This window comes from Microbacterium esteraromaticum, from assembly GCF_900163815.1.
Classification (GTDB): domain Bacteria; phylum Actinomycetota; class Actinomycetes; order Actinomycetales; family Microbacteriaceae; genus Microbacterium; species Microbacterium esteraromaticum_B.
On record NZ_FUKO01000020.1, the window covers coordinates 143,269 to 167,830 of the forward strand.

General features: G+C 66.2%; 22 protein-coding genes. 9 read left to right on the top strand and 13 right to left on the bottom strand.

Annotation, left to right across the window (positions count from 1 at the left end):
- The first annotated feature begins 18 nt into the window (after positions 1–18).
- The gene (pgi, locus tag FM104_RS09015) at positions 19–1,698 is read left to right on the top strand and encodes a glucose-6-phosphate isomerase (protein ID WP_179206737.1); all 1,680 of its coding nucleotides are present in this window, start codon (positions 19–21) and stop codon (positions 1,696–1,698) included.
- A gap of 132 nt (positions 1,699–1,830) precedes the next feature.
- On the opposite strand, the gene FM104_RS09020 is transcribed toward pgi, so the two are convergent.
- Entirely contained in the window at positions 1,831–2,943 is a 1,113-nt protein-coding gene (locus FM104_RS09020; RefSeq protein ID WP_256971592.1) for a fatty acid desaturase family protein, read from the bottom strand.
- Positions 2,944–3,165: 222 nt separating this feature from the next.
- Here FM104_RS09020 and FM104_RS09025 point away from each other — a divergent pair, with 222 nt between their 5' ends.
- Positions 3,166–3,741 carry a hypothetical protein gene (locus FM104_RS09025; protein WP_087131540.1) on the top strand — a complete coding sequence of 192 codons (576 nt, stop codon included), beginning with the start codon at positions 3,166–3,168 and terminating at the stop codon, positions 3,739–3,741.
- 45 nt (positions 3,742–3,786) lie between these two features.
- On the opposite strand, the gene FM104_RS09030 is transcribed toward FM104_RS09025, so the two are convergent.
- From FM104_RS09030 to nrdH, 5 genes are all read right to left on the bottom strand, one after another.
- Positions 3,787–5,418: an FAD-dependent oxidoreductase gene (locus tag FM104_RS09030; protein WP_087131543.1), complete on the bottom strand. Its 1,632-nt coding sequence runs from the start codon at positions 5,416–5,418 to the stop codon at positions 3,787–3,789.
- 177 nt (positions 5,419–5,595) lie between these two features.
- The gene (nrdF, locus tag FM104_RS09035) at positions 5,596–6,576 is read right to left on the bottom strand and encodes a class 1b ribonucleoside-diphosphate reductase subunit beta (RefSeq protein WP_087131547.1); all 981 of its coding nucleotides are present in this window, start codon (positions 6,574–6,576) and stop codon (positions 5,596–5,598) included.
- Positions 6,577–6,612: 36 nt separating this feature from the next.
- The gene (gene nrdE / locus FM104_RS09040; RefSeq protein ID WP_087131550.1) at positions 6,613–8,772 is read right to left on the bottom strand and encodes a class 1b ribonucleoside-diphosphate reductase subunit alpha; all 2,160 of its coding nucleotides are present in this window, start codon (positions 8,770–8,772) and stop codon (positions 6,613–6,615) included.
- A complete protein-coding gene (gene nrdI, locus FM104_RS09045; protein ID WP_087131552.1) occupies positions 8,754–9,188 on the bottom strand; it encodes a class Ib ribonucleoside-diphosphate reductase assembly flavoprotein NrdI in 435 nt (144 codons plus the stop codon). Before nrdI ends, nrdE begins: the two co-directional genes overlap by 19 nt.
- A 45-nt stretch (positions 9,189–9,233) precedes the next feature.
- Positions 9,234–9,467, bottom strand: coding sequence for a glutaredoxin-like protein NrdH (nrdH, locus tag FM104_RS09050; protein ID WP_087131555.1), 234 nt, complete (start codon positions 9,465–9,467; stop codon positions 9,234–9,236).
- A gap of 375 nt (positions 9,468–9,842) precedes the next feature.
- On the opposite strand from nrdH, the gene FM104_RS09055 reads away from it, so the two are divergent.
- Genes FM104_RS09055 through FM104_RS09065 form a run of 3 tightly spaced genes read left to right on the top strand, consistent with a single transcriptional unit; the run spans position 9,843 to position 13,009 of the window.
- Positions 9,843–11,051, top strand: a complete 1,209-nt coding sequence (locus FM104_RS09055) for an MFS transporter (RefSeq protein WP_179206738.1) — start codon at positions 9,843–9,845, stop codon at positions 11,049–11,051.
- Positions 11,052–11,078: 27 nt separating this feature from the next.
- On the top strand, positions 11,079–11,852 hold the full coding sequence (locus tag FM104_RS09060; RefSeq protein ID WP_087131561.1) for an alpha/beta fold hydrolase: 774 nt from the start codon (positions 11,079–11,081) through the stop codon (positions 11,850–11,852).
- Positions 11,849–13,009 (top strand): acyl-CoA dehydrogenase family protein, encoded by a 1,161-nt coding sequence (locus FM104_RS09065; RefSeq protein WP_087131564.1) that lies wholly within the window; start codon positions 11,849–11,851, stop codon positions 13,007–13,009. The genes FM104_RS09060 and FM104_RS09065 overlap by 4 nt, the downstream gene beginning before the upstream one ends.
- Before the next feature lie 6 nt (positions 13,010–13,015).
- Here the strand turns inward: FM104_RS09065 and FM104_RS09070 are convergent, their stop codons facing one another.
- The gene (locus FM104_RS09070) at positions 13,016–13,288 is read right to left on the bottom strand and encodes a metal-sensitive transcriptional regulator (RefSeq protein ID WP_087131626.1); all 273 of its coding nucleotides are present in this window, start codon (positions 13,286–13,288) and stop codon (positions 13,016–13,018) included.
- Between the two features lie 34 nt (positions 13,289–13,322).
- Between FM104_RS09070 and FM104_RS09075 the strand changes: the two genes are divergently transcribed.
- Together FM104_RS09075 and FM104_RS09080 are read left to right on the top strand one after the other, a co-directional pair.
- Positions 13,323–14,600, top strand: coding sequence for a DUF445 domain-containing protein (locus tag FM104_RS09075; protein ID WP_087131567.1), 1,278 nt, complete (start codon positions 13,323–13,325; stop codon positions 14,598–14,600).
- A gap of 1 nt (position 14,601) precedes the next feature.
- Positions 14,602–15,495, top strand: a complete 894-nt coding sequence (locus FM104_RS09080; protein ID WP_087131570.1) for an agmatinase family protein — start codon at positions 14,602–14,604, stop codon at positions 15,493–15,495.
- A 28-nt stretch (positions 15,496–15,523) separates the two neighbouring features.
- Here the strand turns inward: FM104_RS09080 and FM104_RS09085 are convergent, their stop codons facing one another.
- Together FM104_RS09085 and FM104_RS09090 are read right to left on the bottom strand one after the other, a co-directional pair.
- Positions 15,524–16,201, bottom strand: coding sequence for a response regulator transcription factor (locus FM104_RS09085; protein WP_087131572.1), 678 nt, complete (start codon positions 16,199–16,201; stop codon positions 15,524–15,526).
- Complete coding sequence (locus FM104_RS09090) at positions 16,188–17,357, bottom strand: sensor histidine kinase (protein ID WP_179206739.1); 1,170 nt, start codon at positions 17,355–17,357, stop codon at positions 16,188–16,190. The genes FM104_RS09085 and FM104_RS09090 overlap by 14 nt, the downstream gene beginning before the upstream one ends.
- Before the next feature lie 193 nt (positions 17,358–17,550).
- On the opposite strand from FM104_RS09090, the gene FM104_RS09095 reads away from it, so the two are divergent.
- The gene (locus FM104_RS09095) at positions 17,551–18,189 is read left to right on the top strand and encodes a hypothetical protein (RefSeq protein WP_143738308.1); all 639 of its coding nucleotides are present in this window, start codon (positions 17,551–17,553) and stop codon (positions 18,187–18,189) included.
- On the opposite strand, the gene FM104_RS09100 is transcribed toward FM104_RS09095, so the two are convergent.
- The 4 genes from FM104_RS09100 to hutH are packed head-to-tail and all read right to left on the bottom strand — an operon-like array spanning position 18,146 to position 23,317.
- The gene (locus FM104_RS09100; RefSeq protein WP_087131579.1) at positions 18,146–18,790 is read right to left on the bottom strand and encodes an SDR family oxidoreductase; all 645 of its coding nucleotides are present in this window, start codon (positions 18,788–18,790) and stop codon (positions 18,146–18,148) included. The two genes, FM104_RS09095 and FM104_RS09100, sit on opposite strands and share 44 nt — an antisense overlap.
- 45 nt (positions 18,791–18,835) lie before the next feature.
- The gene (gene hutI / locus FM104_RS09105; protein WP_087131582.1) at positions 18,836–20,011 is read right to left on the bottom strand and encodes an imidazolonepropionase; all 1,176 of its coding nucleotides are present in this window, start codon (positions 20,009–20,011) and stop codon (positions 18,836–18,838) included.
- Between the two features lie 50 nt (positions 20,012–20,061).
- On the bottom strand, positions 20,062–21,729 hold the full coding sequence (gene hutU / locus FM104_RS09110; RefSeq protein WP_087131584.1) for a urocanate hydratase: 1,668 nt from the start codon (positions 21,727–21,729) through the stop codon (positions 20,062–20,064).
- Entirely contained in the window at positions 21,722–23,317 is a 1,596-nt protein-coding gene (hutH, locus tag FM104_RS09115; RefSeq protein WP_087131587.1) for a histidine ammonia-lyase, read from the bottom strand. The genes hutU and hutH overlap by 8 nt, the downstream gene beginning before the upstream one ends.
- Positions 23,318–23,386: 69 nt before the next feature.
- Here hutH and FM104_RS09120 point away from each other — a divergent pair, with 69 nt between their 5' ends.
- Positions 23,387–24,163, top strand: coding sequence for an IclR family transcriptional regulator (locus FM104_RS09120; protein WP_087131590.1), 777 nt, complete (start codon positions 23,387–23,389; stop codon positions 24,161–24,163).
- Positions 24,164–24,562 lie beyond the last annotated feature (399 nt).

A 24,562-nucleotide genomic window follows, 5' to 3' on the forward strand; every position in this document is an offset into this window, starting at 1 on the left:
AGCGCTAACGTGGGGATCATGAGCGCTCCGATCGATCCCACCACCACCACTGCCTGGACCGAGCTGTCGACCATCCGCGACACGTTCTCGCCTGATCTGCGAGCCTGGTTCGCCGACGATCCGACGCGTGTGGAGCGCCTGTCGCTGCCGGTCGCCGACCTGCATGTCGATCTGTCGAAGAACCTCGTCACCGATGAGATCGTCGCTGCCCTCGTGCGGCTCGCCGAGCAGACCGGAGTGGCAGAACGGTACGCATCGATGCTGACCGGCGCCCACATCAACACGACCGAGGACCGCGCGGTGCTGCACACGGCGCTGCGCCGCCCGGCTGGCGCCTCGCCCGCGCTTGTCGTCGATGGGCAGGACATCGATCATGACGTGCACGAGGTGCTGGATGCCCTCTCCGCCTTCGCCGATCGCGTGCGTGCGGGCGACTGGCTGGGTGTGACGGGCAAGAAGGTCACCCACGTCGTGAACATCGGCATCGGCGGATCGGATCTCGGTCCGGTGATGGTCCACGAGGCGCTCAAGCCCTACGCGGATGCGGGAATCGAAGCGCGCTTCGTGTCGAACATCGATCCGACCGACATCGCCCAGAAGACAGCCGACCTCGACCCCGAGACGACGCTGTTCATCGTGGCATCCAAGACCTTCACCACGCTTGAGACGCTCACCAACGCTCGGCTCGCACGCGAGTGGCTGTGGGCGGGGCTGGCAGCATCCGGCGCCATCGGCGATGACGACAAGAGCCGGACGGATGCCGTCGCGCACCACTTCGCCGCCGTCTCGACCGCGCTCGACAAGGTCGCCGACTTCGGCATCGACACGAAGAATGCGTTCGGCTTCTGGGACTGGGTCGGAGGGCGCTACTCCGTCGACTCGGCTATCGGCCTGTCGCTGGCGATCACGCTCGGCCCTGACCGATTCCGTGAGCTGCTCACCGGCTTCCACGCTGTCGACGAGCACGCGCGCACGACCCCGCTGGCGCAGAACGTGCCGGTGATGATGGGGCTGCTGAACGTCTGGTACACGAACTTCCTCGGTGCGCAGTCGCACGCCGTGCTTCCCTATGCGCAGCAGCTGAGCCGCTTCCCGGCGTACCTGCAGCAGCTCACCATGGAATCCAACGGCAAGTCTGTGCGCTGGGACGGCACCCCGGTCACGACCGACACCGGCGAGATCTTCTGGGGCGAGCCCGGCACCAACGGTCAGCACGCGTTCTACCAGCTGATCCACCAGGGCACGCGGCTCATCCCCGCCGATTTCATCGCCTTCGCGAACCCGGCCTATCCGCTGCAGGACGGCGACCGCGACGTGCACGGGCTGTTCCTCGCGAACTTCCTCGCCCAGACGAAGGCACTCGCCTTCGGCAAGACGGCGGAAGAGGTGGAGGCAGAGGGAACGACTGGCGCCCTCGTTGCCGCTCGCACGTTCAGCGGCAACCGTCCGACGACGTCGATCTTCGCCCCGGCGCTCACTCCGGCAGTGCTCGGCCAGCTGATCGCGCTGTACGAGCACATCACGTTCACGCAGGGCACCATCTGGGGCATCAACTCGTTCGACCAGTGGGGTGTCGAGCTCGGCAAGCAGCTGGCTCTGCAGATCGCCCCGGCGATCGACGGCGACGCCGATGCCATCGACGCGCAGGACGCTTCGACGAAGGCGCTGCTGGCGTACTACGCGGCGCACCGGGCGTAGCATCCGCCCGCGTGGCCAACTGATCCCCACCTAACGAGAAACCACTTCTCGCTCGAGAAACCACGTCTGAGGTGGTTTCTCGTGCAGGAAGTGGTTTCTCGCGGTGGGGCGCTGCGCGTCACGAGGCGGATGCTAGGCGCGGCGGAACTCCGACACCATCGGGCAGTCGAACGGGTCGCGCGCAGCGAGTCCGACCTCGTTCAGGTACTTGATGACGATCGCGTAGGAACGCAGCACCGTCGTCTCGGTGTACGGCACGTCGTTCGCGAGGCAGTAGTCGCGCACGACCTCGCGGGCGCGCGACAGGTTCAGGCGCGACATGCTGGGGAACAGGTGGTGCTCGACCTGGTAGTTGAGGCCGCCGAAGAGCGACGTCGCCCACCAGCCACCGGTCACGTTGCGTGAGGTGCGCACCTGCTTCGAGAAGAAGTCCAGTCGAGCATCGGGGGCGATGATCGGCATCCCCTTGTGGTTGGGTGCGAACGACGCGCCCATGTACACGCCGAACACGGCGAACTGCACGCCGAGGAAGGCGAATGCCATACCCAGCGGGAGCATCAGGAATACCGGCACGAGGAGAACGGCAAAACGTGCGGCGATGATGCTGATCTCTGCCCAGCGACCCTTCACTGGCTTGCGCTGAGCCAGGTGCATGAAACTCAGTCGGTGCAGGTTCAGCCCCTCGAGCGTCAGCAGCGGGAAGAACAGCCAGCCCTGACGCTGCGTGATCCAGCGGATGACTCCGCGAGCCTTCGCAGCATCCTCATCGAGGAACGAGATCGTGTCGATCTCGATGTCGGGGTCCTTGCCCACCATATTCGGGTTGCCGTGGTGCTTGGTGTGCTTCGAGTCCCACCAGGAATAGCTCATGCCGATCAGCGCGGCCAGCACCAGCGCGAGCTTGAAGTTCTTGGGTCCCGACGAGAGGATCTGGCGGTGCGCCGCCTCGTGCGCGAGGAACGCTATCTGGGTGAAGATGAGGCCGAGCGCGGCAGCGATGAGCAGCTGGAACCAGCTGTCGCCGAGCAGAATGAAACCGGTCACGCATCCGCCGAGAGCGAGCAGGATGCCGACCCCGATCAGCGAATAGAAAACGGGAGTGCGGCGCAGCAGCCCCATCTCGCGGATGACATGCAGTACGTCCTTGTAGGCACGTGCCATCGGGGGGAAATCAGCGTTGCCGGAATACGTCTGGCGAACCGGTCCGTAGTTTTCGGTGGTCGTGTCAACCTGAGTGAGGGAGATGGTGCTCTCCTATCGGTCGGAAGCCCTTGAGCCATGAGAAGCCAAGGGCAGTTGCCGATCGCTGATTTCAGCGTACGCGGGGGGACATGCGGCGTACGGCATACATCGAAGGCACCAATGCCGCACCTGTGGCAATCGTGTGAGCATTGTGTGAGAGTCGTCGTGTAGACCCTTTGTCGGCACGGTTGTGCCCTCGTTTCAGCGGCAGAGAACAGGAACACAATGACTCATCTTCACTCCCCGGTTCGGTGGGCCACCCTGGTCGGGGCTGTTGCCGTCGCCCTCGCGCTCAGCGGCTGCGGCCCGCTGCCGGCATCCGACAAACCCACGATGCCTGCGGCAGCAGACACACCGGCGCCGGCCCCGGAATCGGAGCCCGCGGTCGAGGACGAGCCTGAGGAGCAACCCGAGACCGTTCAGTCGCAAGAAGAGACCTGCGACTGGGACTCCCCGAAGCTCACAGGGGCAGCCGATGCCCCCGCTTCGCAGGAAGGCGAGCTGACGGATGTGCTCGTGGGAGCGTGGCAGCACACGCACACCGACGAGGGTGCGGGCTTCGAGCCGGTGACGAACGATCACCGGTACGTTTTCCCGGCCCCCGAGCGGATGCTGTACTGCCAGCATGTTCCCGGTGCCACTGACCATGCCGAGAACGCAGCGAACGTGGTCCTCAACGGCACGACGATCGAGCTTCCGGGCGGCAAATACGGATACACCGTCACGGCGTGGGACCAGGACACCATGGTCTGGGACAACCCTGTCGGCGGCGGATACATCTACCTGCTGCAGCGGCGCTAGGAGCGTTAACCAGGCACGGAGGCGCCACCGCGAGAGCGTCGGCCGTCAGCGATTGTTCGCGCGCAGTGCGAGGTACTGGTGGGCGAAGGCGATCGCCATGCCGCCTTCGCCCACTCCGGCGGCGACGCGCTTCACCGACCCCGATCGCACGTCGCCGATCGCGAAGACGCCCGGGATGCTGGTCTCCAGATCGAACGGTCGGCGGCTCTCCGCCCACCCCTCCGGCATCGCCGCATCCCCTCCGGTGAGGATGAATCCGTGACTGTCGCGGGCGATCGAAGACGGCAGCCACTCGGTGACCGCGTCCGCGCCGATCATCACGAACAGCACCGGCAGCGACCTCCGGACGGTCGCTCCGGTGGCCGTATTGGTCACGCCGACCGCTTCCAGATGGGTCTCGCCGTAGAGGGCGGTGATCCGGCTGTGTGTTTCGACATGAATGTCTTGGGTGTGCTCGATCTGGTCGATCAGATACCGAGACATGCTCGCTGCCAGTGACTCGCCGCGCACCAGGATGGTGACCGAGCGCGCGTGGCGCGAGAAGAACACGGCAGCCTGGCCAGCGGAGTTCCCACCCCCGATGATGATGATGTCCTGCCCCTGCGCGAGCGCAGCATCGCTGCGGGCGGCGCCGTAGTAGACGCCGTTGCCGAGGAACCGATCGACGCCTTCTACAGGCAGTGTTCGCCACTGCACGCCCGTCGCCATGATCACGACCGCAGCGCTGAGCGTGTCCTCGTCATCAAGGGTGATCGTGTGCACGGCGCCCGGGTCGAGGCACTCGGCGATGCGGGTGACGACGATCTCGGCGCCGAGCCGCTTCGCCTGAGTGAGTGCGCGACTGGCCAAGTCATCGCCGGAGATGCCGAACGGGAATCCGGTGTAGTTCTCGATGCGCGTCGATGTGCCGGCCTGCCCGCCGGGCGCGAATCCTTCGAGAACGAGCGTGCTCAGTCCTTCGGCTGCGGCATTCACCGCGGCGGTGAGTCCGGCGGGGCCCGCGCCCAGGATGACGACGTCGTACTCGCTTGCGGTCGGCTCGACGGCGAGGCCGACAGCCTCTGCGACCTCACGCATCGACGGTGAGGAGCGCCTTGTGCCATCGCGCAATTCGAGGATCGGGTAGGCGCTCGGGTGCGCGCCGGGCTCCGGCACGACGCGCTCGAACGTCACGTGGTTGCGCGTGAGAAATCCTGCCAGCTCGCGGACTGCGGCATCCACTCGCGGTCCGATCAGCGTCGCATCAGGGGTCGGCTGCTCGGATGCCATCTGCTGGAGCGAGTCCAGATAGCGCCGCGCGAGGCTCGCGATGAACGCTGGCACTGACGGCGCCATTGCCGCGAGTGTGTAGAACACCTTCGCATCGAGGCGCAGTATGCGCGTCGCACCCATCGCCCGGCCGCTGGCCGGAAAGTTCGTGCTCAGCGTCATCGGCACCTCGCCGAAGAACTGTCCGGGCTTGCGGCTGCCGATGACTCGCTCTTCGCCATTGACGACCTTGGTCAACTCAGCACGGCCCTCGACGACCACGAAGAGTGCTCGCTCATCACCCTCGTGCACGAAGTACTCCGAGGGGAGCAGATGGATGTCTTCGACGGTACTGGCGAGATATCCCAACGGCTCGGGCTCAAGGTCATGAAACGCGGGGATGCCGCGCAACTCGGTGATGGAGATCACATCATGAAGGTATCCCCGCGGATCAGGAGCGTCAATGGGATCCGCAGGCCAAGGACGGATGCTGCGCTGCCCCGCACCATCACAGTAGCGGCGACGCAGGGAAGAGGCCCGGATCTGCGCGAGTTCGCGGATCCGGGCCTCTGATCAGCTGGTCGCTGAAACTTCAGAGAGAGGCTCTTAGAAGTCCCAGTCGTCGTCTTCCGTTGCCTCGGCCTTGCCGATGACGTACGACGAACCCGATCCGGAGAAGAAATCGTGGTTCTCGTCGGAGTTCGGCGACAGGGCCGACAGGATCGCCGGGTTCACATTGGTGACCGTCGAGGGGAACATCGACTCGTAGCCCAGGTTCATCAGAGCCTTGTTGGCGTTGTAGTGCAGGAACTTCTTGACGTCTTCGGTCAGACCGACGCCGTCATAGAGGTCCTGCGTGTACTGCACCTCGTTCTCGTACAGCTCATACAGCAGGTTGAAGGTGTACTCCTTGAGCTCTTCGCGACGCTCGGGCGTCTCGTTCTCGAGTCCGCGCTGGTACTTGTATCCGATGTAGTAGCCGTGCACGGCCTCGTCGCGGATGATGAGCCGGATGAGGTCGGCGGTGTTCGTCAGCTTCGCCTTCGACGACCAGTAGATCGGCAGATAGAAGCCCGAGTAGAACAGGAACGACTCCAACAGGGTCGAGGCGACCTTGCGCTTGAGCGGGTCATCACCGCGGTAGTAGTCGACGATGATCTGCGCCTTCTTCTGCAGATTCTGGTTCTCGACCGACCAGCGGAAAGCCTCGTCGATCTCCTTCGTCGACGCGAGCGTCGAGAAGATCGACGAGTAGCTCTTCGCGTGCACCGACTCCATGAACGCGATGTTCGTGTACACCGCCTCTTCGTGCGGAGTGAGCGCGTCGGGAATCAGGGAGACAGCGCCCACCGTGCCCTGGATGGTGTCGAGCAGGGTGAGGCCCGTGAACACGCGCATCGTCATCAGCTGCTCGTCAGGGGTGAGCGTGTTCCACGACTGGATGTCGTTCGACAGCGGCACCTTCTCAGGCAGCCAGAAGTTGCCGGTCAGACGGTGCCAGACCTCAAGGTCTTTCTCGTCTTCGATGCGGTTCCAGTTGATCGCCTGCACGTTGTCGACCAGCTGGAGTTTCGGAGCGGGAGTCATGCGTTCGTCCTTTTCTAAGAATTCTCGATCAGAGAGTCACAGCATGCAGCTGACGCACTCCGACATGTCCGTGCCCTCGAGCGCCATCTGACGCAGACGGATGTAGTAGATCGTCTTGATGCCCTTGCGCCAGGCGTAGATCTGCGCGCGGTTGATGTCGCGCGTGGTGGCGGTGTCCTTGAAGAACAGCGTCAGCGACAAGCCCTGGTCGACGTGCTGGGTGGCAGCGGCGTACGTGTCGATGACCTTCTCGTAGCCGATCTCGTAGGCGTCCTGGTAGTACTCCAGGTTGTCGTTCGTCATGAACGGCGCCGGGTAGTACACGCGACCGAGCTTGCCTTCCTTGCGGATCTCGACCTTCGATGCGATCGGGTGGATCGACGACGTCGAGTTGTTGATGTACGAGATAGATCCGGTCGGCGGCACCGCCTGCAGGTTCTGGTTGAAGATGCCGTGCTGCTGGATGCTGTCCTTCAGCGCACTCCAGTCCTGCTGGGTGGGGATGTGCTGGCCCGCGAAGAGCTCCTTGACCTTGTCGGTCGCCGGCACCCACGCCTGCTCGATGTACTTGTCGAAGAACTCCCCCGACGCGTACGTCGAGTCCTCGAAGCCGTCGAAGGTCTCGCCACGCTCGATGGCGAGTCGGTTCGACGCGCGCAGCGCGTGGTAGAGCACCGTGTAGAAGTAGACGTTCGTGAAGTCGAGGCCCTCTTCTGACCCGTAGAACACCCGCTCACGAGCGAGGTAGCCGTGCAGGTTCATCTGCCCGAGACCGATCGCGTGGGTGCGATCGTTGCCGTCCTCGATCGAGCGCACCGATCCGATGTGGCTCTGCGTGCTGACCGCGGTCAGCGCCCGAATCGCCATCTCGACGGTTTTGCCGAGGTCGTTGGAATCCATCGCCAGTGCGATGTTCATCGAACCCAGGTTGCACGAGATGTCCTTGCCGATCTGGTCGTAGGACAGGTCGGTGTTGTACGTCGTCGGCGTGTTCACCTGCAGGATCTCGCTGCAGAGGTTCGACATGTTGATGCGGCCCTTGATCGGGTTGGCCTTGTTCACCGTGTCCTCGAACATGATGTACGGGTAACCCGACTCGAACTGGATCTCCGCGAGGGTCTGGAAGAACTCGCGCGCGTTGATCTTCGTCTTCTTGATCCGCGAGTCGTCGACCATCTCGTGGTACTTCTCGGTGACAGAGATGTCGCCGAACGGCACGCCGTAGACCTTCTCGACGTCGTACGGCGAGAACAGGTACATGTCCTCGCCCTTCTTCGCCAGGTCGAAGGTGATGTCGGGCACGACGACACCCAAGGAGAGCGTCTTGATGCGGATCTTCTCGTCGGCGTTCTCGCGCTTGGTGTCGAGGAAGCGCATGATGTCGGGGTGGTGCGCGTTCAGGTAGACGGCACCGGCACCCTGACGTGCACCGAGCTGGTTGGCGTAGCTGAAGCTGTCTTCGAGGAGCTTCATCACCGGGATGATGCCCGACGACTGGTTCTCGATCTGCTTGATCGGCGCACCCGACTCACGGATGTTGCTGAGCAGGAGCGCGACGCCGCCGCCGCGCTTGGAGAGCTGCAGCGAGGAGTTGATGCCGCGGGCGATCGACTCCATGTTGTCTTCGATGCGCAGCAGGAAGCAGCTGACGAGCTCTCCGCGCTGCGCCTTGCCTGCGTTGAGGAAGGTGGGCGTCGCCGGCTGGAAGCGCCCCGAGATGATCTCGTCGACGAGGTCGAGTGCGACCTGCTCATCGCCTTCGGCGAGCGCCAGAGCGGTCATGACGACGCGGTCCTCGAAGCGTTCGAGGTAGCGCTTGCCGTCGAAGGTCTTCAGCGTGTAGCTGGTGTAGTACTTGAACGCGCCGAGAAACGTCTCGAAGCGGAACTTCTTCGAGTAGGCGAAGTCGTTGATCTTCTGGATGAACTCGAACGGGTACTGGTCGATGACCGCGCCCTCGTAGTACTCCTTCTCGACGAGGTAGTCGAGCCGCTCCTTCAGCGAGTGGAAGAACACCGTGTTCTGGTTCACGTGCTGCAGGAAGTACTCCCGTGCGGCGCGCTTATCGGCGTCGAACTGGATCTTGCCGTCTGCGTCGTACAAGTTCAGCATCGCGTTGAGGGCGTGATAATCAAGCCCTTCAAACGCGGGGTTGGCCTTGAACTCGACCTGGTCTGTCACTGTCGATTCCACCATTGTTCCAATCCGTCGCTTACGCGATCGACGTCGTCCTGCGTGCCGAATACTTCGAACCGATACAAGTGCGGCACGTCGCACTTGCGGCTGATGATCTCTCCGGCGAGGCAGAAAGCATCGCCGAAGTTGGTGTTTCCTGCGGAGATCACTCCGCGAATGTGACGCCGGTTGCGCTCATCGTTGAGGAACCTGATCACTTGCTTGGGCACGGAGCCCTTCTCTTCACCACGGCCCTGACCGCCCCCGTATGTGGGGGTGACGAGAACGAAAGGCTCATCGATGAGGAGCGGCTCCTCTGACCGATACAGCGGGATGCGCCGTGCGGGCAGTCCGAGCTTCTCGATGAACCGTGCGGTGTTCCCGGAAATACTCGAGAAGTAGACCAGCAGCGGAACATCTACCGCAACCGCCCGCATGATTCCTCCCTCAGAGTTCCGTGAGTCCTTGAGTGCGCCCGCCGGCTAGGACAGCCGAGCGGCGAGTTCGTCGATCTTGTCGGGGCGGAAGCCCGACCAGTGGCCCTCATCGGTGACGACGACAGGAGCCGACATGTAGCCGAGCGCCTTCACCTGCTCGAGAGCGCCCGCGTCCTCAGAGAGGTCGTGGATCTCGTATTCGATGCCCTTCGCATCGAGCGCGCGGTAGGTCGCGTTGCACTGCACGCAGGAAGGCTTGGTATAGACCGTGATCGACATGATTCTGTCTGATTCCCCTCAAATTCGAGATGTTGCCGGCAGACCCCCACCGGGAGTTCAATACTACATATGGGGACGGACATTGGGTGGGACCACAAGGTCTAGTAGTTACATCCGTGTAGTTTTCCACCGCTCTCCCTAGGTTCAACACAGGTTGTCCACCGTTTCTTCCACAGGTCGGGCCCCACGAGAAAGCTCCCCGAACCGCGTATTCTCGCGGCTGTCAGGACCCCGTTTCGAATCCATCCACAGGCAGCACGCTAGACCCGACCTCCGACATCGATTTTCCTGTGGACAACCCCCTTCGGCGTGTCGCGGCGTGTCCCGGCATCCGCTCTGTCGCGCCAGCCTCCGGACTGTCGGTAATGTGCTCTCGTGGCGGGATATCGGGACCTCTTTCGCACGCCGGGCGTAGCGCGCATGATGGGCGCGCAACTGGTGGCGCGCTTTCCCAACGGGATGATCAGCCTGGCGATTCTGCTGCACGTCGAGCGGCAGACCGGGTCGTACGGCGCGGCGGGACTCGTGCTGGCCGCGGCCTCCGTCGGGCAGGCCATCGCAGGACCGGTGACCAGCCGATGGATGGGCGCGTGGGGCATGCGCCGCGTACTGACCCTCACCCTCAGCGTGTGCGTCATCGCGGTGCTCTCCCTCGCACTTCTGCCCTTGGCCGTTCCCGGCTATATGACACTGGCGCTGCTCGCCGGTCTCGCCACCCCTCCCGTGCAGTCGGCGGTGCGCACCATCTACCCGAAGCTGGTGAATGCCGGTCAGCTCACGCCGCTGTTCTCGCTGGATGCCTCACTGCAGGAGATCATCTGGATCGTCGCTCCCGTCGTCATCACCGTCGTATCGACCCAGGTCGGCACCGTGTACGGACTGCTGCTGGTGGCCGTCATCCTCGTCGGCGGCGGGGCATGGTTCATCCTGTCTCCGCAGGTCGGGCAGGTGCGCATCCCACGCAGTCGTCGGGCGTTCGGGCGCGTGGTGATGAAGCCGCCTGTCCTGCTGGCGACCGTGGTCGGCTTCCTGCTGATCGGCGCCTGCTCGGCGGTCGAGGTGGGTGTCGTCGCCACATTCGGGCACGGCGGCCTGGAAGCGGGACTGGTCTTGGCCGTGTTCGCGGTGGGAAGCCTCGGCGGCGGGCTCGCATTCGGGCATCGTCTGATCGGACCGTGGGCGATGGCGCGCCGGCTGCTGATCGTGACCGTGGGCCTCAGCCTCACGATGGTGTCGCTGAACGTGTTCTGGATCGGCGGCACCCTCGTGCTCGCCGGCATCGGCATCGCGCCCGCCCTCGCCGTGCTCTTCGCGATCACGACCGCGAGCGTGAAGTTCAGTGAGACGGCCGAGGCCTTCGGCTGGGCGGGCACCGGTCAGCTGATCGGCGCGGCAGCAGGATCCGCCGTCGCCGGCATCCTGATCGATCAGAGCGGTCCGAGCGGCGCCTACCTCGCGGGGGTGGTCTTCGCCATCGCCGGGCTACTCGTCGCCGTGGCATTCGTACGGTTCTTCCCCGATCTGCGCCACCGCGACCCCGCACCGTATCCGGACACCGAGCCGATCACGACCGCACTGCCCTGAGCACGCCCCGACATCTAGGCTGGATCCGTGCCCGCACCACTCGCCCTCCCCCGCCTGACCTGGGGTGATGGACCGCGGCGAGCGCTGCTCGTTCACGGCCTCGGTTCATCGGCGGCGCTCATGTGGCGCATCGGAACGGCGTTGGCGGATGCCGGATGGCAGGCAACCGCCGTCGATCTGCGCGGGCACGGCAATGCACCTCGCGCACTGGACTATTCGATGAACGCCTACGCCGCCGACCTCGCGGCGGTGCGTCCGGCAGAGATCCGGAACAGCTCCGCGCCGACCACCGCGCCGTGGGATGCCGTGATCGGTCACTCCCTCGGCGGAGCAGCGAGCACCGTGGCGGCAGCATCCGATCCTGCCTGGACGCGAAGACTCGTGCTCATCGACCCGGCGATCCGCGTCACCGGCCGCGATGCCGGCATCATCCGCCGCAGTCAGGAGCGCGCCTTCACCCGACCCAGCGTCGCCGCCGTCCGCGACGAGCACCCGCAGTGGCACCCGCAGGACATCGAACTCAAAGTCGATGCTGTGCTTCGTGCGAGCCGATGGGCTGTGGAGCAGACGAGCGCGCAGAACGACCCGTGGGATGTGCGCGAGCAGGCAGCCCGCCTGGCGACGCCCACGCACATCATCGGCGCCGACCCGAAGGTGTACAGCCTGTTCACCGGCGAGCTTGCGGCATCCGTACTCGCCAACCCGCACGCGACCATGTCGATCGTCCGCGGTGCGGGCCACTCCCCGCACCGCGATGATCCGCACGAGACGATCCGGCAGATTCTGGAGGCCCTGATATGACCGCATTCGACCCGACCGACTATCTTCCCGACGATCTGCTCGAACGCATCCGTGACCGCGCGGTCGTGCACGACCGCGAGAACACCTTCCCGCAGGACGACCTCGACGAGCTGCGCGCAGCCGGCTACCTGGCTGTTCTCGTGCCGACCGAGCGCGGCGGCGCCGGGCTCGGCCTCGAGCAGGCTGCACTCCTGCAGCAGCGCCTGGCCACGGCATCCCCCGCGACCGCACTGGCGATCAACATGCACCTGGTCTGGACGGGCGTGGCGAAGGTGTTCTCCGACCGCGGCGTGACCGGCATGGAGTTCGTGCAGGATGGCGCCGCCGCCGGCGAGGTGTTCGCCTTCGGCATCAGCGAAGGCGGCAACGACCTCGTGCTGTTCGGCAGCGATACGGATGCTGTGCCGCAGCCCGATGGCGGCTATTCCTTCACCGGCACGAAGATCTTCACCTCGCTCGCGCCGGTGTGGACCCGGCTCGGGCTCCATGGGCTCGACACGACCAGCGAAGACGCTCCGAAACTGGTGTTCGCCTTCATCGAGCGCACGGATGCTGTCGTCACGAGCGACGACTGGGACACCCTGGGCATGCGCGGCACGCAGAGCCGCACCACTCGGCTGAATGGCGCCATGGCCTCGGCGGAGCATGTCGTGCGCCGCATCGACCCGGGGCCGAACCCCGACCCGATCGTGTTCGGAATCTTCAGCGTGTTCGAGATCCTGCTGGCCTCGGTGTACACCGGCATCGCTCGGCGTGCGCTGGAGCTCGCGGTGGCGACCGCGCAGACGAGGCGATCGAAGAAGAGCGGCACCAGCTACAGTCAGGACCCCGACATCCGCTGGCGGATCGCCGAGATGGCACTCGCCTACGACGCGCTCCCGCCGCAGATCTCGGTCCTCTCCCGAGATGTCGACGACCTCGCCGATCACGGCCCGCGATGGTTCCCCCTGCTGTCGGGGGTGAAGCACCGCGCTGTGGTCATGGCCAAGCAGGTGGTCGACGAGGCGATGCTCGTCGCGGGCGGCGGCTCGTACTTCACGTCGAACGAACTGTCGCGCCTGTACCGCGATGTGCTCGCGGGGATGTTCCATCCCTCTGACCCGGAGTCCGCGCACTCGACCTCGGCCAGCGCCTGGCTCGGGCCCCTGGAGTCGTAGGCGCGACTACTTCCGATCGAAGTCGAACGCCTTCAGCAGTTCGTCGACCGCCTTGTCGCGCTCGTCGCCGCCGTGCTCGAACATGTCGGTGACGTGGGTGCGCAGGTGGTTCTCGAGCAGCAGCCGGTTGAGCGACTCGAGTGAGCGCTGCACGGCACGCGATTGCGTGATGATGTCCATGCAGTACTCCTCGCTCTCGATCATCCGCGCGATGCCGCGCAGCTGTCCTTCGAGGATGCTGGTGCGGTGCAGAGCACGCTTCTTGATGTCTTCGATCACACGTCGAGCGTAGTCGGCGTGAAAGGATGGCGGCATGCCGCGAACACCGATGGCGCTGCTCTCTCCCGCCGATCAAGAGCGCATGCGAGGGCTCCGCCGGATGAAGGCGGTCGCGCTGGGCGCGCTGCTGTTCATAGCGGCCGTGTTCGTCGTCGCCTTCTGGCAGCAGAGCAGCTTCCCCTGGCTCGGGTATGTGCGGGCGGCGGCAGAGGGCGGCATGGTCGGTGCACTGGCCGACTGGTTCGCCGTGACCGCGCTGTTCCGCCGACCGCTGGGCCTGCCGATACCGCACACGGCGATCATCCCGAATCGCAAGGACGAGATCGGCCGCACTCTCGGAGAGTTCGTCGAGACGAATTTCCTCGCCGCCGATGTCGTGCGCACGAAGCTGAGCAGCACCCCCATCGCACAGCGCGCCGGCGAATGGCTGCAGCAGACGCCGAACGCCCAGCGCGTCGCCGCAGAGGGCGCCTCCATCGCGGCAGGCGTGCTCAAAGCGCTCAGCGATGACGATGTGCGCGATCTCATCACTGACCTCGCCCGCGAGCACCTGGTGGCACCGGAGTGGGGGCCACCGGCGGGTGCCTGGCTGGAGAAGATCGTCGAGGCCGACGCGCACCACGGCGCGGTGGATCTCGCGGCGGACAGCATCGCGGGCTGGCTGCAGGCGAACGCAGCCTCCTTCACCGGGTTGGTCTCGCGGCGGCTGCCCGGCTGGGTGCCGAAACTCGCGCACCGCTTCGTCGACGACACTGTGTACCACGAGGCGGTCAAGTTCGTGCATGCTGTGCAGGCCGATCCCCGGCATCCGGCACGGCTCGCGATCGACGGCTACCTGGGTCGGCTGGCCGACAGCCTGCAGAACGATCCCGAGACGCGGGCGAAGCTGGAGAATGCCAAGGCGTCGCTCTTCGACAGTCCCCGGGTGGGTGCGCTGGCGGCGGAAGCATGGAACACGGCCAAGGCGGGTCTGCTGACCGCGCTGGCGGATCCGACGAGCGGATTGCGGATGCGGGCGGCGCAGGCGGTGCAGGAGATCGGCGAGCGGCTGACGACGGATGCTGCGCTGCAGAAGCGGGTCGATGTCTGGGTGTCGGATGCCGCTGTCTTCCTCGTCGACCGCTATCGCCATGACATCGCCTCGATCATCACCGACACCGTCGAGCGCTGGGATCCGGCCGAGACGACCGAGAAGATCGAGCTCATGGTCGGAAGAGACCTGCAGTACATCCGCCTGAACGGCACGGTCGTGGGCGCCCTCGCGGGCCTTGCGATCTACACCGTCGCCCACGCCCTGATCCCTGGAGTCTGACATGACGCTCTCACAAGATCCGCTCTGGCCCCGCGCAGGCGGATGGCCCGCTTTCGATAAGACGGCGGATGCCGTGCTGCTGGGCATTCCCACGTGGCAGACGTCGCTGTCGCCGACGGGAGCACATGCGACTCCGGCGGCGATCCGCGAAGCGCTGGCTCGCTACAGCACGACGCTGATGGGACCGCCGATCATCGATCTGAACGAGCAGCTGCGCATCGCGGATGCGGGCGATGTGGCGGACTGCGATTCCGCCGACGGGATCGAGGCCGCCGTGGCGCGCATCCGCGAACTGATACCCGCCTTCGTCATCGCACTGGGTGGCGACAACTCGCTGACATATCCTGCGGCGCGCGGCAGCGGCGCGACCGGACTCATCACCTTCGACGCGCACTTCGATCTGCGCGAGGGCGTCTCCAACGGCTCGCCGGTCAGGCGACTCGTGCAGGACGCTCCCACCGACGAGCAGGTCGACCCCGCGCGCATCGTGCAGATCGGCGTCACCGACTTCGCGAACTCGGCGGCCTACGCGCAGCGCGCACAGGACTGGGGCATCCGTGTGATCACACTCGACGAGGTGCGTCGCCGCGGCATCGCCGACGTCGTCACCGAGGCGCTCGAGGTCGCGGGTGCTGGCGCGAAGCCCCGCATCCATCTCGACATCGACGTCGACGTGTGCGACCGGGCGGTGGCCCCCGGCTGCCCGGCCAGCGTGCCCGGCGGCCTGCAGGCGTGGGAGCTGCGTGCCCTCACCCGCGCGGTCGCCGCCGACCCGCGCGTCGTCGGCGCTGACATCGCCGAGGTGGATGCGACCGTCGATTCCTCCGATGCGCGCACCGTTCGGCTCGCCGCGCTGTGTGTGCTCGAGTTGCTGGCAGGCCTCGCATCGCGGTGAGCATCCGGCCCGCGTGCTGCATCGCGGTTCAGTCCTGCGGATCACCGACCCGGACGAGTCCCGCTTCGTAGGCGAACACCGCGATCTGCACCCGGTCTCGCAGATCGAGCTTCGTGAGCAGACGCGATACGTATGACTTCACCGTGGCAGGGCTGAGGAACATGCGGGATGCGATCTCTGCGTTCGGCCAGCCGCGCGCGACGAGCCGCGCTACATCTATCTCCCGTTCGGTGAGTGCCCGCACTGCGGCTGGCGGCTGCGCAGGATCAGGGATGGTGCCGTGCCGCTCGACGATACGACCGATCACCGAAGGCGCGAGCATCGCCTCCCCGGCAGCGATCACTCGCACTCCCTGCACGAGACCCTCCGGAGAGACGTCCTTGAGTAGGAAGCCCGATGCGCCGGCCCGAATGGCGCCGTAGACGTACTCATCGAGATCGAACGTGGTCAGCACCAGCACCTTGGGCGGGTTCTCGCCCCCGACGATGCGTCGGGTCGCCTCGATCCCGTCCAGGCGCGGCATCCGGATATCCATCACCACGACGTCTGGTAGCGATGCGCGCACGATCTCGATGGCCTCGATGCCGTCTGCCGCCTCGCCCACCACTTCGATGCCGGCACGCTCCAGAATCAGCCGGAACCCGGTGCGCACCAGCTCCTGGTCGTCGACGACCAGCACTCGCAATGCGGAGTCAGCGGTGGTCATGGCTCACCACCGAGGTGGGCAGACGCGCGCTGACGCGGTACCCGGAATCCATGCGGCCGGCAATGAGCGTGCCGCCATAGAGGGCCGTGCGTTCCTGCATGCCGATAAGACCGTGCCCGACGCGATCGGATCTGGCCGTACGTGTGCCGTTATCGGTCACGTCGACTTCGATGCCTTCGGCTGTGATGCGCACGCGCACGTCCGCCCGGGTGGCGGCAGAGTGCTTGCGCACGTTCGTCAGCGATTCCTGCACGATGCGATAGACAGCAAGGCTCAGCCCAGCGGGCACAGCGGTGATCTCGCCCGCGAGGTCGAGCCGGGTGCGAAGATGCTCGTTGGCGGAGGCGTCGACCAGGCCCTGCAGCCCATGAATCCCTGGCTGGGGATCCGTCGAGACGTCGTCGTCGGGGTCGCGCAGCATCGCTACGACCCTGCGAACTTCCTCGAGGGATGTCGTACCGGTTGCACGGATGCTCTGCAGCGCGCGACGCACGAAAACTGGATCGTCCTCGACGACCTGCTCGGCTGCACCCGCCTGCACCACCATCACGCTGACGGAGTGGGCGAGGATGTCATGCAATTCGCGGGCGATCCGAGAGCGCTCGGCCGCCACAGCAGCGGTGGTCTCTTCGCGGGATTCCTGTTCCAAGGCGTTCAGCCGCACAGCAGCGGTCACGGCTCTGTGCTCGGATGCACGCAGTCCCCACCCGATCACGAAGGCGATGGCGAACACCGTCCAGTGGAAGATGAGCTGTTCGATTCCGTGCAGCGCGTCGATGAAGATGTCGCCGAAGATCAGCGTGACCGCCGCCACGCCCGCGCCGATCCATGGCGTGCGGCCTTGACCGTGCCGGGCCAGTGAGTACAGCGCGATCATGAACGGCAGCACCTGACCGAAGAACAGCGCGTGCATCGCCCCCAGCGAGACGATGCCGATCGCGAGCCAGATCAAGAACACGCCGATGGAGGCGGGCACCCACCGTCTGCGCACGGCCAGGAGAAGGCCGACAAGAATCACCCCGATGGCGCTGAGCACGGGGTCGCCGTCGCCGTTCACCGACGCGAATGGCACCCGCAGTTCAGCGAGACCGAGCGCCACGACGGCGAGCGCGAGCACGGCATCCTGCACCGCGATCCAGAGCCGTCGTCGCCTCATGCCGCTCACCATACTCTGGTGTCCGCACAGCGCCGTCATCCTGCAGGCTATCCATGCATCGACCGTGGGCTATGGGTGTCCACCTGGTGTTGGGTCGGCCGCACCCCTGGACCGATGCCAGCGAGGACAGACATCCGTAGCGTCGCTGAAACCGCGGCGGATCGTCCGCCCCGGTTTCGGAGCGGATCGGCACATGTCGAACATGGCTCGTTTTTATCGAATGCTGACCGTGGTGAGCCTCGGGGCATATCCGCTGGCCGCCACGATCTTCGCGGTGACCGCAGGCATCGGCACCGCCCCGGACGCCGCTACGCTGTCGGCACTGGCGTTCTGGTGCGCTCAGGTCGCTCTCGGCATCGCTGCCGTCGGCCTCGGGCATCTGCTGCGCACCCGCACCCCGATCCTCGCGCCCCTCGCCGCGGGGCTGCTGCTGCTCAGCGCGTTCGCGCACGCGGCGTCCGCGGGCCTCATGCTCGGACGCGCTGCAGGTCAGGGTGCAGCAGATGCCTGGGGCGCGAACGCCCTCGCGATGCTCGCGCTGGTGTCGCTGTCTCTCGGGACGATCCTGTTGGCGGTGGCGCTGTTCCGGTCGAAGCTCAGCATCGGCTGGGTGGGAATCGTGCTGCTCGGATGGATGGTCGTGGAGTTCGGGCTGTCGGGCATGGGTCTGTGGGCGATGCTGGCCGGTGCAGCGATGCTGTTCACCGGGTTCTTCGTCCTCGCGATCGTGACCGCGCGCAGCAACCTGGCAGTGTGGACGACTGCAGCGGAGATGGCTACACAGCCGGTCAGGCGCGAACAGCCTCGGCGATCGGCGTCGATCCGTCGTTGAACGTGATGGTTCGGCCGATCGTCGACGAGTCTGCGAGCGCCTGCGCGATGACCTGGGCGACGTTCGCGCGCGACGCCGCAGTCGACTCGGTGGCGGTTGTGTCGATGCGACCGGTCGCTTCGTCGAGGGTGAGGCTGCTCGGCCCCAGCACCGTCCATTCCAGCGATGATGCCCGCAGGTGCTCGTCGGCTGCCGCCTTGGCCTCTGCATAGGCGAAGAAAGAATTCGACGGGTCGACGCCGTGGTTCGGCGAGGCGCCGAAGTACGACACCATGATGTAGCGGTGCACACCGGCGTCGGCTGCGGCATCCATCGACCGGATCGCGGCGTCACGGTCGACGGCCGCGGTGCGCTCTGCGCTTCCGCCTCCCGCACCGGCGGACCACACGACCGCATCGTGGCCGGCGATCAGCTGAGCGAATGCGTCGCGGCTCTCGTGCTCCACGTCGAAGACGGCGGGAGCAGCCCCTGACGCGCGCACCTCGTCGGCATGATCTTCACTGCGGATGACAGCGGTGACGTCGTCGCCGCGCGCGGCGAGGATCGGGGAGAGCAGAAGGGCGACCTTGCCGTGGCCGCCGACGATGAGAATTCGAGCCATGCCCTCACGCTACCCGTCGACGGCGACGATGGGGCCGGTTGGTGCTCAGTGCGTGAGCACACCATCCTTCCAGACATGCCTGACAAGAGGAACGCCCGGGCGGTACGCGAGGTGCACGCGCGTAGCAGCACCGAGCAGCACGAGATCGGCCCGCTTGCCGGGGGCGATGACACCGATATCCTCGCGTCGCAGCGCCGCGGCTCCCCCCGCGGTCGCCGCCCATACGGCCTCGGCCGTAGTCATGCCCATTTCGCGCACCGCGACGGCGATGCAGAACGGCATCGACGAGGTGAAGCTCGATCCGGGATTGGTGTCGCAGGCGATGGCGACGGTGACGCCGGCGTCGATCAGCCGGCGGGCATCCGGATACGGCTGCCGGGTCGAGAACTCGACGCCGGGCAGAAGCGTCAGCACGGTGTCGCTGGCGGCGAGCGCGGCGATGTCGTCATCGGTCACGTAGGTGCCGTGATCGACGGATGCCGCGCCGAGCTCGACGGCGAGCTGCACGCCCTCCCCCGGGCCGAGCTGGCTGGCGTGCACTCGCGGGTGGAGCCCCCGCGCGATGCCTGCTTCGAGCACGCGACGCGATTGCGCCACCGTGAATGCACCCCTTTCGCAGAACACGTCGATCCACTTCGCGTGCGGGGCGCACGCCTCGAGCATCTCGCCGACGACGAGATCGACGTAGGCGTCGGATCGGTCGGCGAACTCGGCGGGCACCACGTGCGCACCGAGGTAGGTGACCTCCTCGGTGACTTCGGCCGCGAGCCGCAGCAGTCGCGCCTCCGTCTCGACGTCGAGCCCGTACCCGCTCTTGATCTCGACGGTCGTGGTGCCCTGCGCAGCCATCTCGTCGATGAACCCGCTGAGGCGCGCACGCAGTTCCTCGTCGGTCGCGGCACGCGTGGCGGCGACCGTCGATCGGATGCCGCCAGCGGCATACTTCTGGCCGGCCATCCGCGCTTCGAACTCGGCCGCCCGGTCACCGCCGAAGACGATGTGGCTGTGACTGTCAACGAATCCAGGGAGGACAGCGCCCCCGTGGGCATTCACCTCTTCGAAGCCCTCCGCATCAGCGGGAACCTCATCTGCCGGTCCCACCCACTCGATGCGGCCGTGGTCGATGAGCACGGCCGCATCGTGCAGGGTGCCGCACGCGTCTTCGCCGACGGCCGGGTCGTTCGTGGTCAGCTCGCCGATGTTGGTGATCAGTGTCCGCATCGCTTCTCCTTCGCCCAGCGGTGCCGAGTGCTTCAGTGGTGCCGAGTGATTCAGAGCATAGGTATGTTCAGCCCGCGCTCACGGGCGACATCCTGCGCGTGTTCGTAACCGGCATCCACATGCCGCATCACGCCCGTTCCGGGGTCGTTCGTCAGCACCCGCTCGAGCTTCTGCGCGGCCAGTTCCGACCCGTCGGCGACGGTGACCTGGCCGGCATGGATGCTGCGGCCGATACCCACGCCACCGCCGTGGTGCAGCGAGACCCACGACGCACCTGATGCGGTGTTCAGCAGTGCGTTCAGCAGCGGCCAGTCGGCAATGGCATCCGAGCCGTCCCGCATCGCCTCGGTCTCACGATACGGAGAGGCTACGGATCCGGCGTCGAGGTGATCGCGGCCGATGACGATCGGCGCCTTCAGCTCGCCCGAGGCCACCATCTCGTTGAACTTGAGCCCGGCGAGATGGCGCTCCTGGTATCCGAGCCAGCAGATGCGCGCCGGCAGCCCTTCGAAGTGCACGGACTCGCCGGCCTTCTCCAGCCAGCGATGCAGCGCCTTGTCCTCGGGGAAAAGTTCGGCAATGGCGCGGTCTGTGGCGTAGATGTCTTCCGGGTCGCCGGAGAGCGCAGCCCAGCGGAAGGGCCCGCGGCCCTCTTCGAACTGCGGGCGGATGTAGGCCGGCACGAAGCCGGGGAACTCGAACGCGCGGTCGCACCCACCCAGCTTCGCCTCGGCACGGATCGAATTGCCATAGTCGAATACTGCGGCTCCGCCGTCTTGAAAGGCCACCATCGCCGAGACGTGCGCGGCCATCGACTCGCGCGAGCGCTCCGTGAAGCCTTCCGGGTCACGGGCGGCTTCCGCTTTCCACTCGTCGACACTGACGCCGACCGGCAGGTACGCGAGCGGGTCGTGCGCGCTGGTCTGGTCGGTGACGATATCGATCGGCACGCCTCGCCGCAGCAGCTCGGGGAAGACCTCGGCGGCGTTTCCGACCACACCCACCGAGAGCGCTTCGCCGTTCTGCTTCGCAGCGACGACGCGGTCGATCGCGGCATCGAGGTCAGCGGTGTACTCGTCGAGATAGCCGTGATCGACGCGACGCGCCAGCCGCGACTCGTCGACATCGACGATGAGCACCGCTCCCTCGTTCAGGGTCACGGCGAGCGGCTGCGCGCCGCCCATGCCGCCCGCACCGCCGGTGAGGGTCAGTGTGCCCTTCAGCGACTCTCGACCGAGTGACCGGGCGACGGCGGCGAAGGTCTCGTAGGTGCCCTGGAGGATGCCCTGGGTGCCGATGTAGATCCATGAGCCAGCGGTCATCTGCCCGTACATCATGAGCCCGAGTGCCTCCAGCCGGCGGAACTCCGGCCAGGTCGCCCAGTCACCGACGAGGTTCGAGTTCGCGATGAGCACTCGCGGTGCCCACTCGTGGGTGCGGAACACTCCCACGGGCTTGCCCGACTGCACCAGCAGCGTCTCATCCGGCTCCAGCTCATCGAGGGTGCGCACGATCGCGTCGTAGGCCTCCCAGCTGCGCGCCGCCTTGCCGGTGCCGCCGTAGACGACGAGGTCTTCCGGGTGCTCGGCCACCTCGGGGTCGAGATTGTTCATCAGCATCCGCTTGGCGGCCTCGGCACCCCAGCTCTTCGCGGTGCGCTGATTGCCACGGGCGGCGCGGATCTTTCGATTCGGATCGTGGAGGGTGGGCTCAGACATCGGCGTGCTCCTTCGCAGTGCGTACGACAGCCCCCGAGCGCACGAGCTCGGTGACTGCCTCCATGTCGGGTGAGAGGAAGTGGTCGGGTCCAGGCCCGGCGGCGACAGTGCGCACCAGGTCGCGGACGGCGCCGGTGGCCGGCCCCGCCTGCAGCGGTGCGCGCAGGTCGAGAGCTCGCGCTCCGGTGATGATCTCGATGGCCAGCACACGGGTGAGCCCGTCGATCGCTCGGCGCAGCTTCCGCGCCCCCGCCCACCCCATCGACACATGGTCTTCCTGCATGGCGGAAGAGGGAATGGAATCGACGGATGCCGGCACCGCGAGACGCTTGAGTTCGGAGACGATTCCCGCAGCAGCATACTGAGCGATCATCAGGCCGGAGTCGACTCCGACCTCATGTGCCAGGAAGGGCGGCAGCCCATGATTGCGAGCCGGGTCGAGCGCGCGGTCAGTGCGGCGCTCGGCGACGGATGCCAGATCCGCGACAGAGATCGCGAGGAAGTCGAGCACAGCCGCGACAGGCGCACCATGGAAGTTGCCGTTGGACTGGATGCGACCATCCGAGGTGATGACCGGGTTGTCGACGACCGACGAGAGCTCGCGCTCGGCGATGGTCGTTGCATGCGCCATCGTGTCTCGTACCGCGCCGTGCACCTGCGGTGAGCAGCGCAGCGAATAGGCGTCCTGTACCCGCCCATCGTCGGGGCCCTTGTGGCTCGCCACCATGGGCGATGCGCCGAGAATGGCGCGCAGATTCGCCGCAGACGCTGCCTGCCCGTGCTGCGGACGCAGGGTCATGAGATCGGCGGCGAAGACGGCATCCGTGCCGAGCTGCGATTCGATCGACATGGCGGCGGAGATGTCCGCGGTGGTGACGAGGTTCTCCAGGTCGTGCAGAGCGAGCACGAGCATTCCCAGCATCCCGTCGGTGCCATTGATGAGCGCCAGCCCCTCTTTCTCCTCCAGAACCAGCGGTTCGATGGATGCTGCCCGCAGCGCATCCGCTGCGGTACACAGGTGGCCGGCCTGCTCGCCCGTCGAGGATGCTTCCGGTGACGCGATGGCGTCCGCTGCCGGATGCCACACGCGCACCTCGCCTTCGCCCATGGCCGCGAGCGCGATGTGCGCGAGGGGGGCGAGGTCTCCCGAGCAGCCCAGCGAGCCGTACTCGCGGACCACCGGCGTGATGCCAGCATTGAGCATGGCGACGTAGGTCTCGACGACGATCGGGCGGACGCCCGTATGGCCGGAGGCGAGTGTCTGCAACCGCAGCAGCTGCAGCGCCCGCACCACCTCGGTCTCCACTTCCGCACCGGTGCCTGCCGCGTGCGACCGGATGAGGCTGGCCTGCAGCTGACGGCGCCGCTCGGGTGCGATGAACGTCGTCGCGAGGGCGCCGAAGCCGGTCGAGACGCCGTAGTGCGGGTTCGGGTCGGCCGCGAGTCCTTCGATGACGGCGCGGGCGGCGGCCACGCGGTCGCGCGCGGCGGGGGTGATCTCGACGGAAGCCCCGGCACGAGCGACGGCGACGACTTCGGCGGGGCTGAGCGGCGCCGCACCGATCACAACGGAAGAAGATTGCTGCATAGTCCGATTCCACACTTTCGTAACGTCGAACGGGACGGATCCTGCCAGACTGTGTCTGTGATCCCAGACATGACGGATGCCGAACACAGCCGGCCCCAGGTCCCCGCCGCGGACCAGACCCTGCGCATTCTGCGCCACCTCGCCGGTCGGCCTTCGCCCGTCGCTGCCTCGGCCATCGCCAGAGACCTCGCAATACCGCGGTCGACGACGTACCATCTGCTCTCGACCCTCGAGACTCACGGCTTCGTCGTGCATCTGCCGCAGGAGCGTCGATGGGCACTGGGCACCAGCGCATTCGAACTCGCCGGCGGGTACACCAGGCAAGAGCCTCTGGCACGACTGGGGCGCCCGCTGATCGCCGCGCTCGCGGACCGGGTAGGCGAGAACGCCCATCTGGCGGTGATGAGCGGGCGCGACGTGCTGTACATCGTCGAGGAGCGCGCTGCGCGGCGACCAGCGCTGATCTCCGACGTCGGGGTCCGGCTCCCCTCTCATCTCACCGCGACCGGACGCGCGATGCTCGCGGCACTGCCTCGAAACCAGGTGCGCGCCCTGTATCCGGACGCTGGTGCGTTCACCGACCGCACCGGTCGCGGACCGGATCGCCCCTCGGAACTGCGCCGGCTTCTGCAAACCGTTCGCGCCACCGCCATCGCCACCGAGGATGGCGAGGTCACAGCGGGGTTCCGCTCGGTAGCGGCGGCGGTCTGCGACCACACCGGCTGGCCAGTGGCGGCCGTCGCGATCACCTGGGAGAGCGCGGCATCAACACGCGAACCGATCGACGCCGTGCGCGACGCTGCCCGGATGCTGGAGAGCCGGCTCGGGTACGACCGCCGACGCTGAGCACGTGCTGCCGACCCCCAACAGAACAGGGCGTCGCGGAAGCCGCTGATGCGGAAACCACGACGCCCGAGGAGGGGTGGAAACGTTCTGGGTCAGGAACTCGCGCCCTTGCGAGTCTTGATGAACGTCTCCGGCTCCTGCTTGGCGCGCTTCTCAGCGCGCTTTTCCTTCAATGAGAGCTTCGGCTCTTTCTTGGCTGACCTTGACTGCGGAGTCTTTCCAGACATCTGACTCGCTTCCCCTTCTTTCGGCTGGCGGGCTATAACCCTGACCATAGCCCGGGCCCGAGGGAAGTCAAATCACAAGCGCGTTAACGCAAAAGAGCCACCAACAATGGGTGGCTCTTTTGTTTAAGAGAAGTTCGGCGGTGTCCTACTCTCCCACAGGGTCCCCCCTGCA

Coding starts and splice junctions, on each gene's coding strand:
- pgi (WP_179206737.1), top strand. CDS start 19: ATGAGCGCTCCGATCGATCCCACCACCACCACTGCCTGGACCGAGCTG.
- FM104_RS09025 (WP_087131540.1), top strand. CDS start 3,166: ATGACTCATCTTCACTCCCCGGTTCGGTGGGCCACCCTGGTCGGGGCT.
- nrdF (WP_087131547.1), bottom strand. CDS start 6,576: ATGACTCCCGCTCCGAAACTCCAGCTGGTCGACAACGTGCAGGCGATC.
- nrdE (WP_087131550.1), bottom strand. CDS start 8,772: ATGGTGGAATCGACAGTGACAGACCAGGTCGAGTTCAAGGCCAACCCC.
- nrdI (WP_087131552.1), bottom strand. CDS start 9,188: ATGCGGGCGGTTGCGGTAGATGTTCCGCTGCTGGTCTACTTCTCGAGT.
- nrdH (WP_087131555.1), bottom strand. CDS start 9,467: ATGTCGATCACGGTCTATACCAAGCCTTCCTGCGTGCAGTGCAACGCG.
- FM104_RS09065 (WP_087131564.1), top strand. CDS start 11,849: ATGACCGCATTCGACCCGACCGACTATCTTCCCGACGATCTGCTCGAA.
- FM104_RS09075 (WP_087131567.1), top strand. CDS start 13,323: ATGCCGCGAACACCGATGGCGCTGCTCTCTCCCGCCGATCAAGAGCGC.
- FM104_RS09080 (WP_087131570.1), top strand. CDS start 14,602: ATGACGCTCTCACAAGATCCGCTCTGGCCCCGCGCAGGCGGATGGCCC.
- FM104_RS09085 (WP_087131572.1), bottom strand. CDS start 16,201: ATGACCACCGCTGACTCCGCATTGCGAGTGCTGGTCGTCGACGACCAG.
- FM104_RS09090 (WP_179206739.1), bottom strand. CDS start 17,357: ATGAGGCGACGACGGCTCTGGATCGCGGTGCAGGATGCCGTGCTCGCG.
- FM104_RS09095 (WP_143738308.1), top strand. CDS start 17,551: ATGTCGAACATGGCTCGTTTTTATCGAATGCTGACCGTGGTGAGCCTC.
- FM104_RS09100 (WP_087131579.1), bottom strand. CDS start 18,790: ATGGCTCGAATTCTCATCGTCGGCGGCCACGGCAAGGTCGCCCTTCTG.
- hutI (WP_087131582.1), bottom strand. CDS start 20,011: ATGCGGACACTGATCACCAACATCGGCGAGCTGACCACGAACGACCCG.
- hutU (WP_087131584.1), bottom strand. CDS start 21,729: ATGTCTGAGCCCACCCTCCACGATCCGAATCGAAAGATCCGCGCCGCC.
- hutH (WP_087131587.1), bottom strand. CDS start 23,317: ATGCAGCAATCTTCTTCCGTTGTGATCGGTGCGGCGCCGCTCAGCCCC.
- FM104_RS09120 (WP_087131590.1), top strand. CDS start 23,387: ATGACGGATGCCGAACACAGCCGGCCCCAGGTCCCCGCCGCGGACCAG.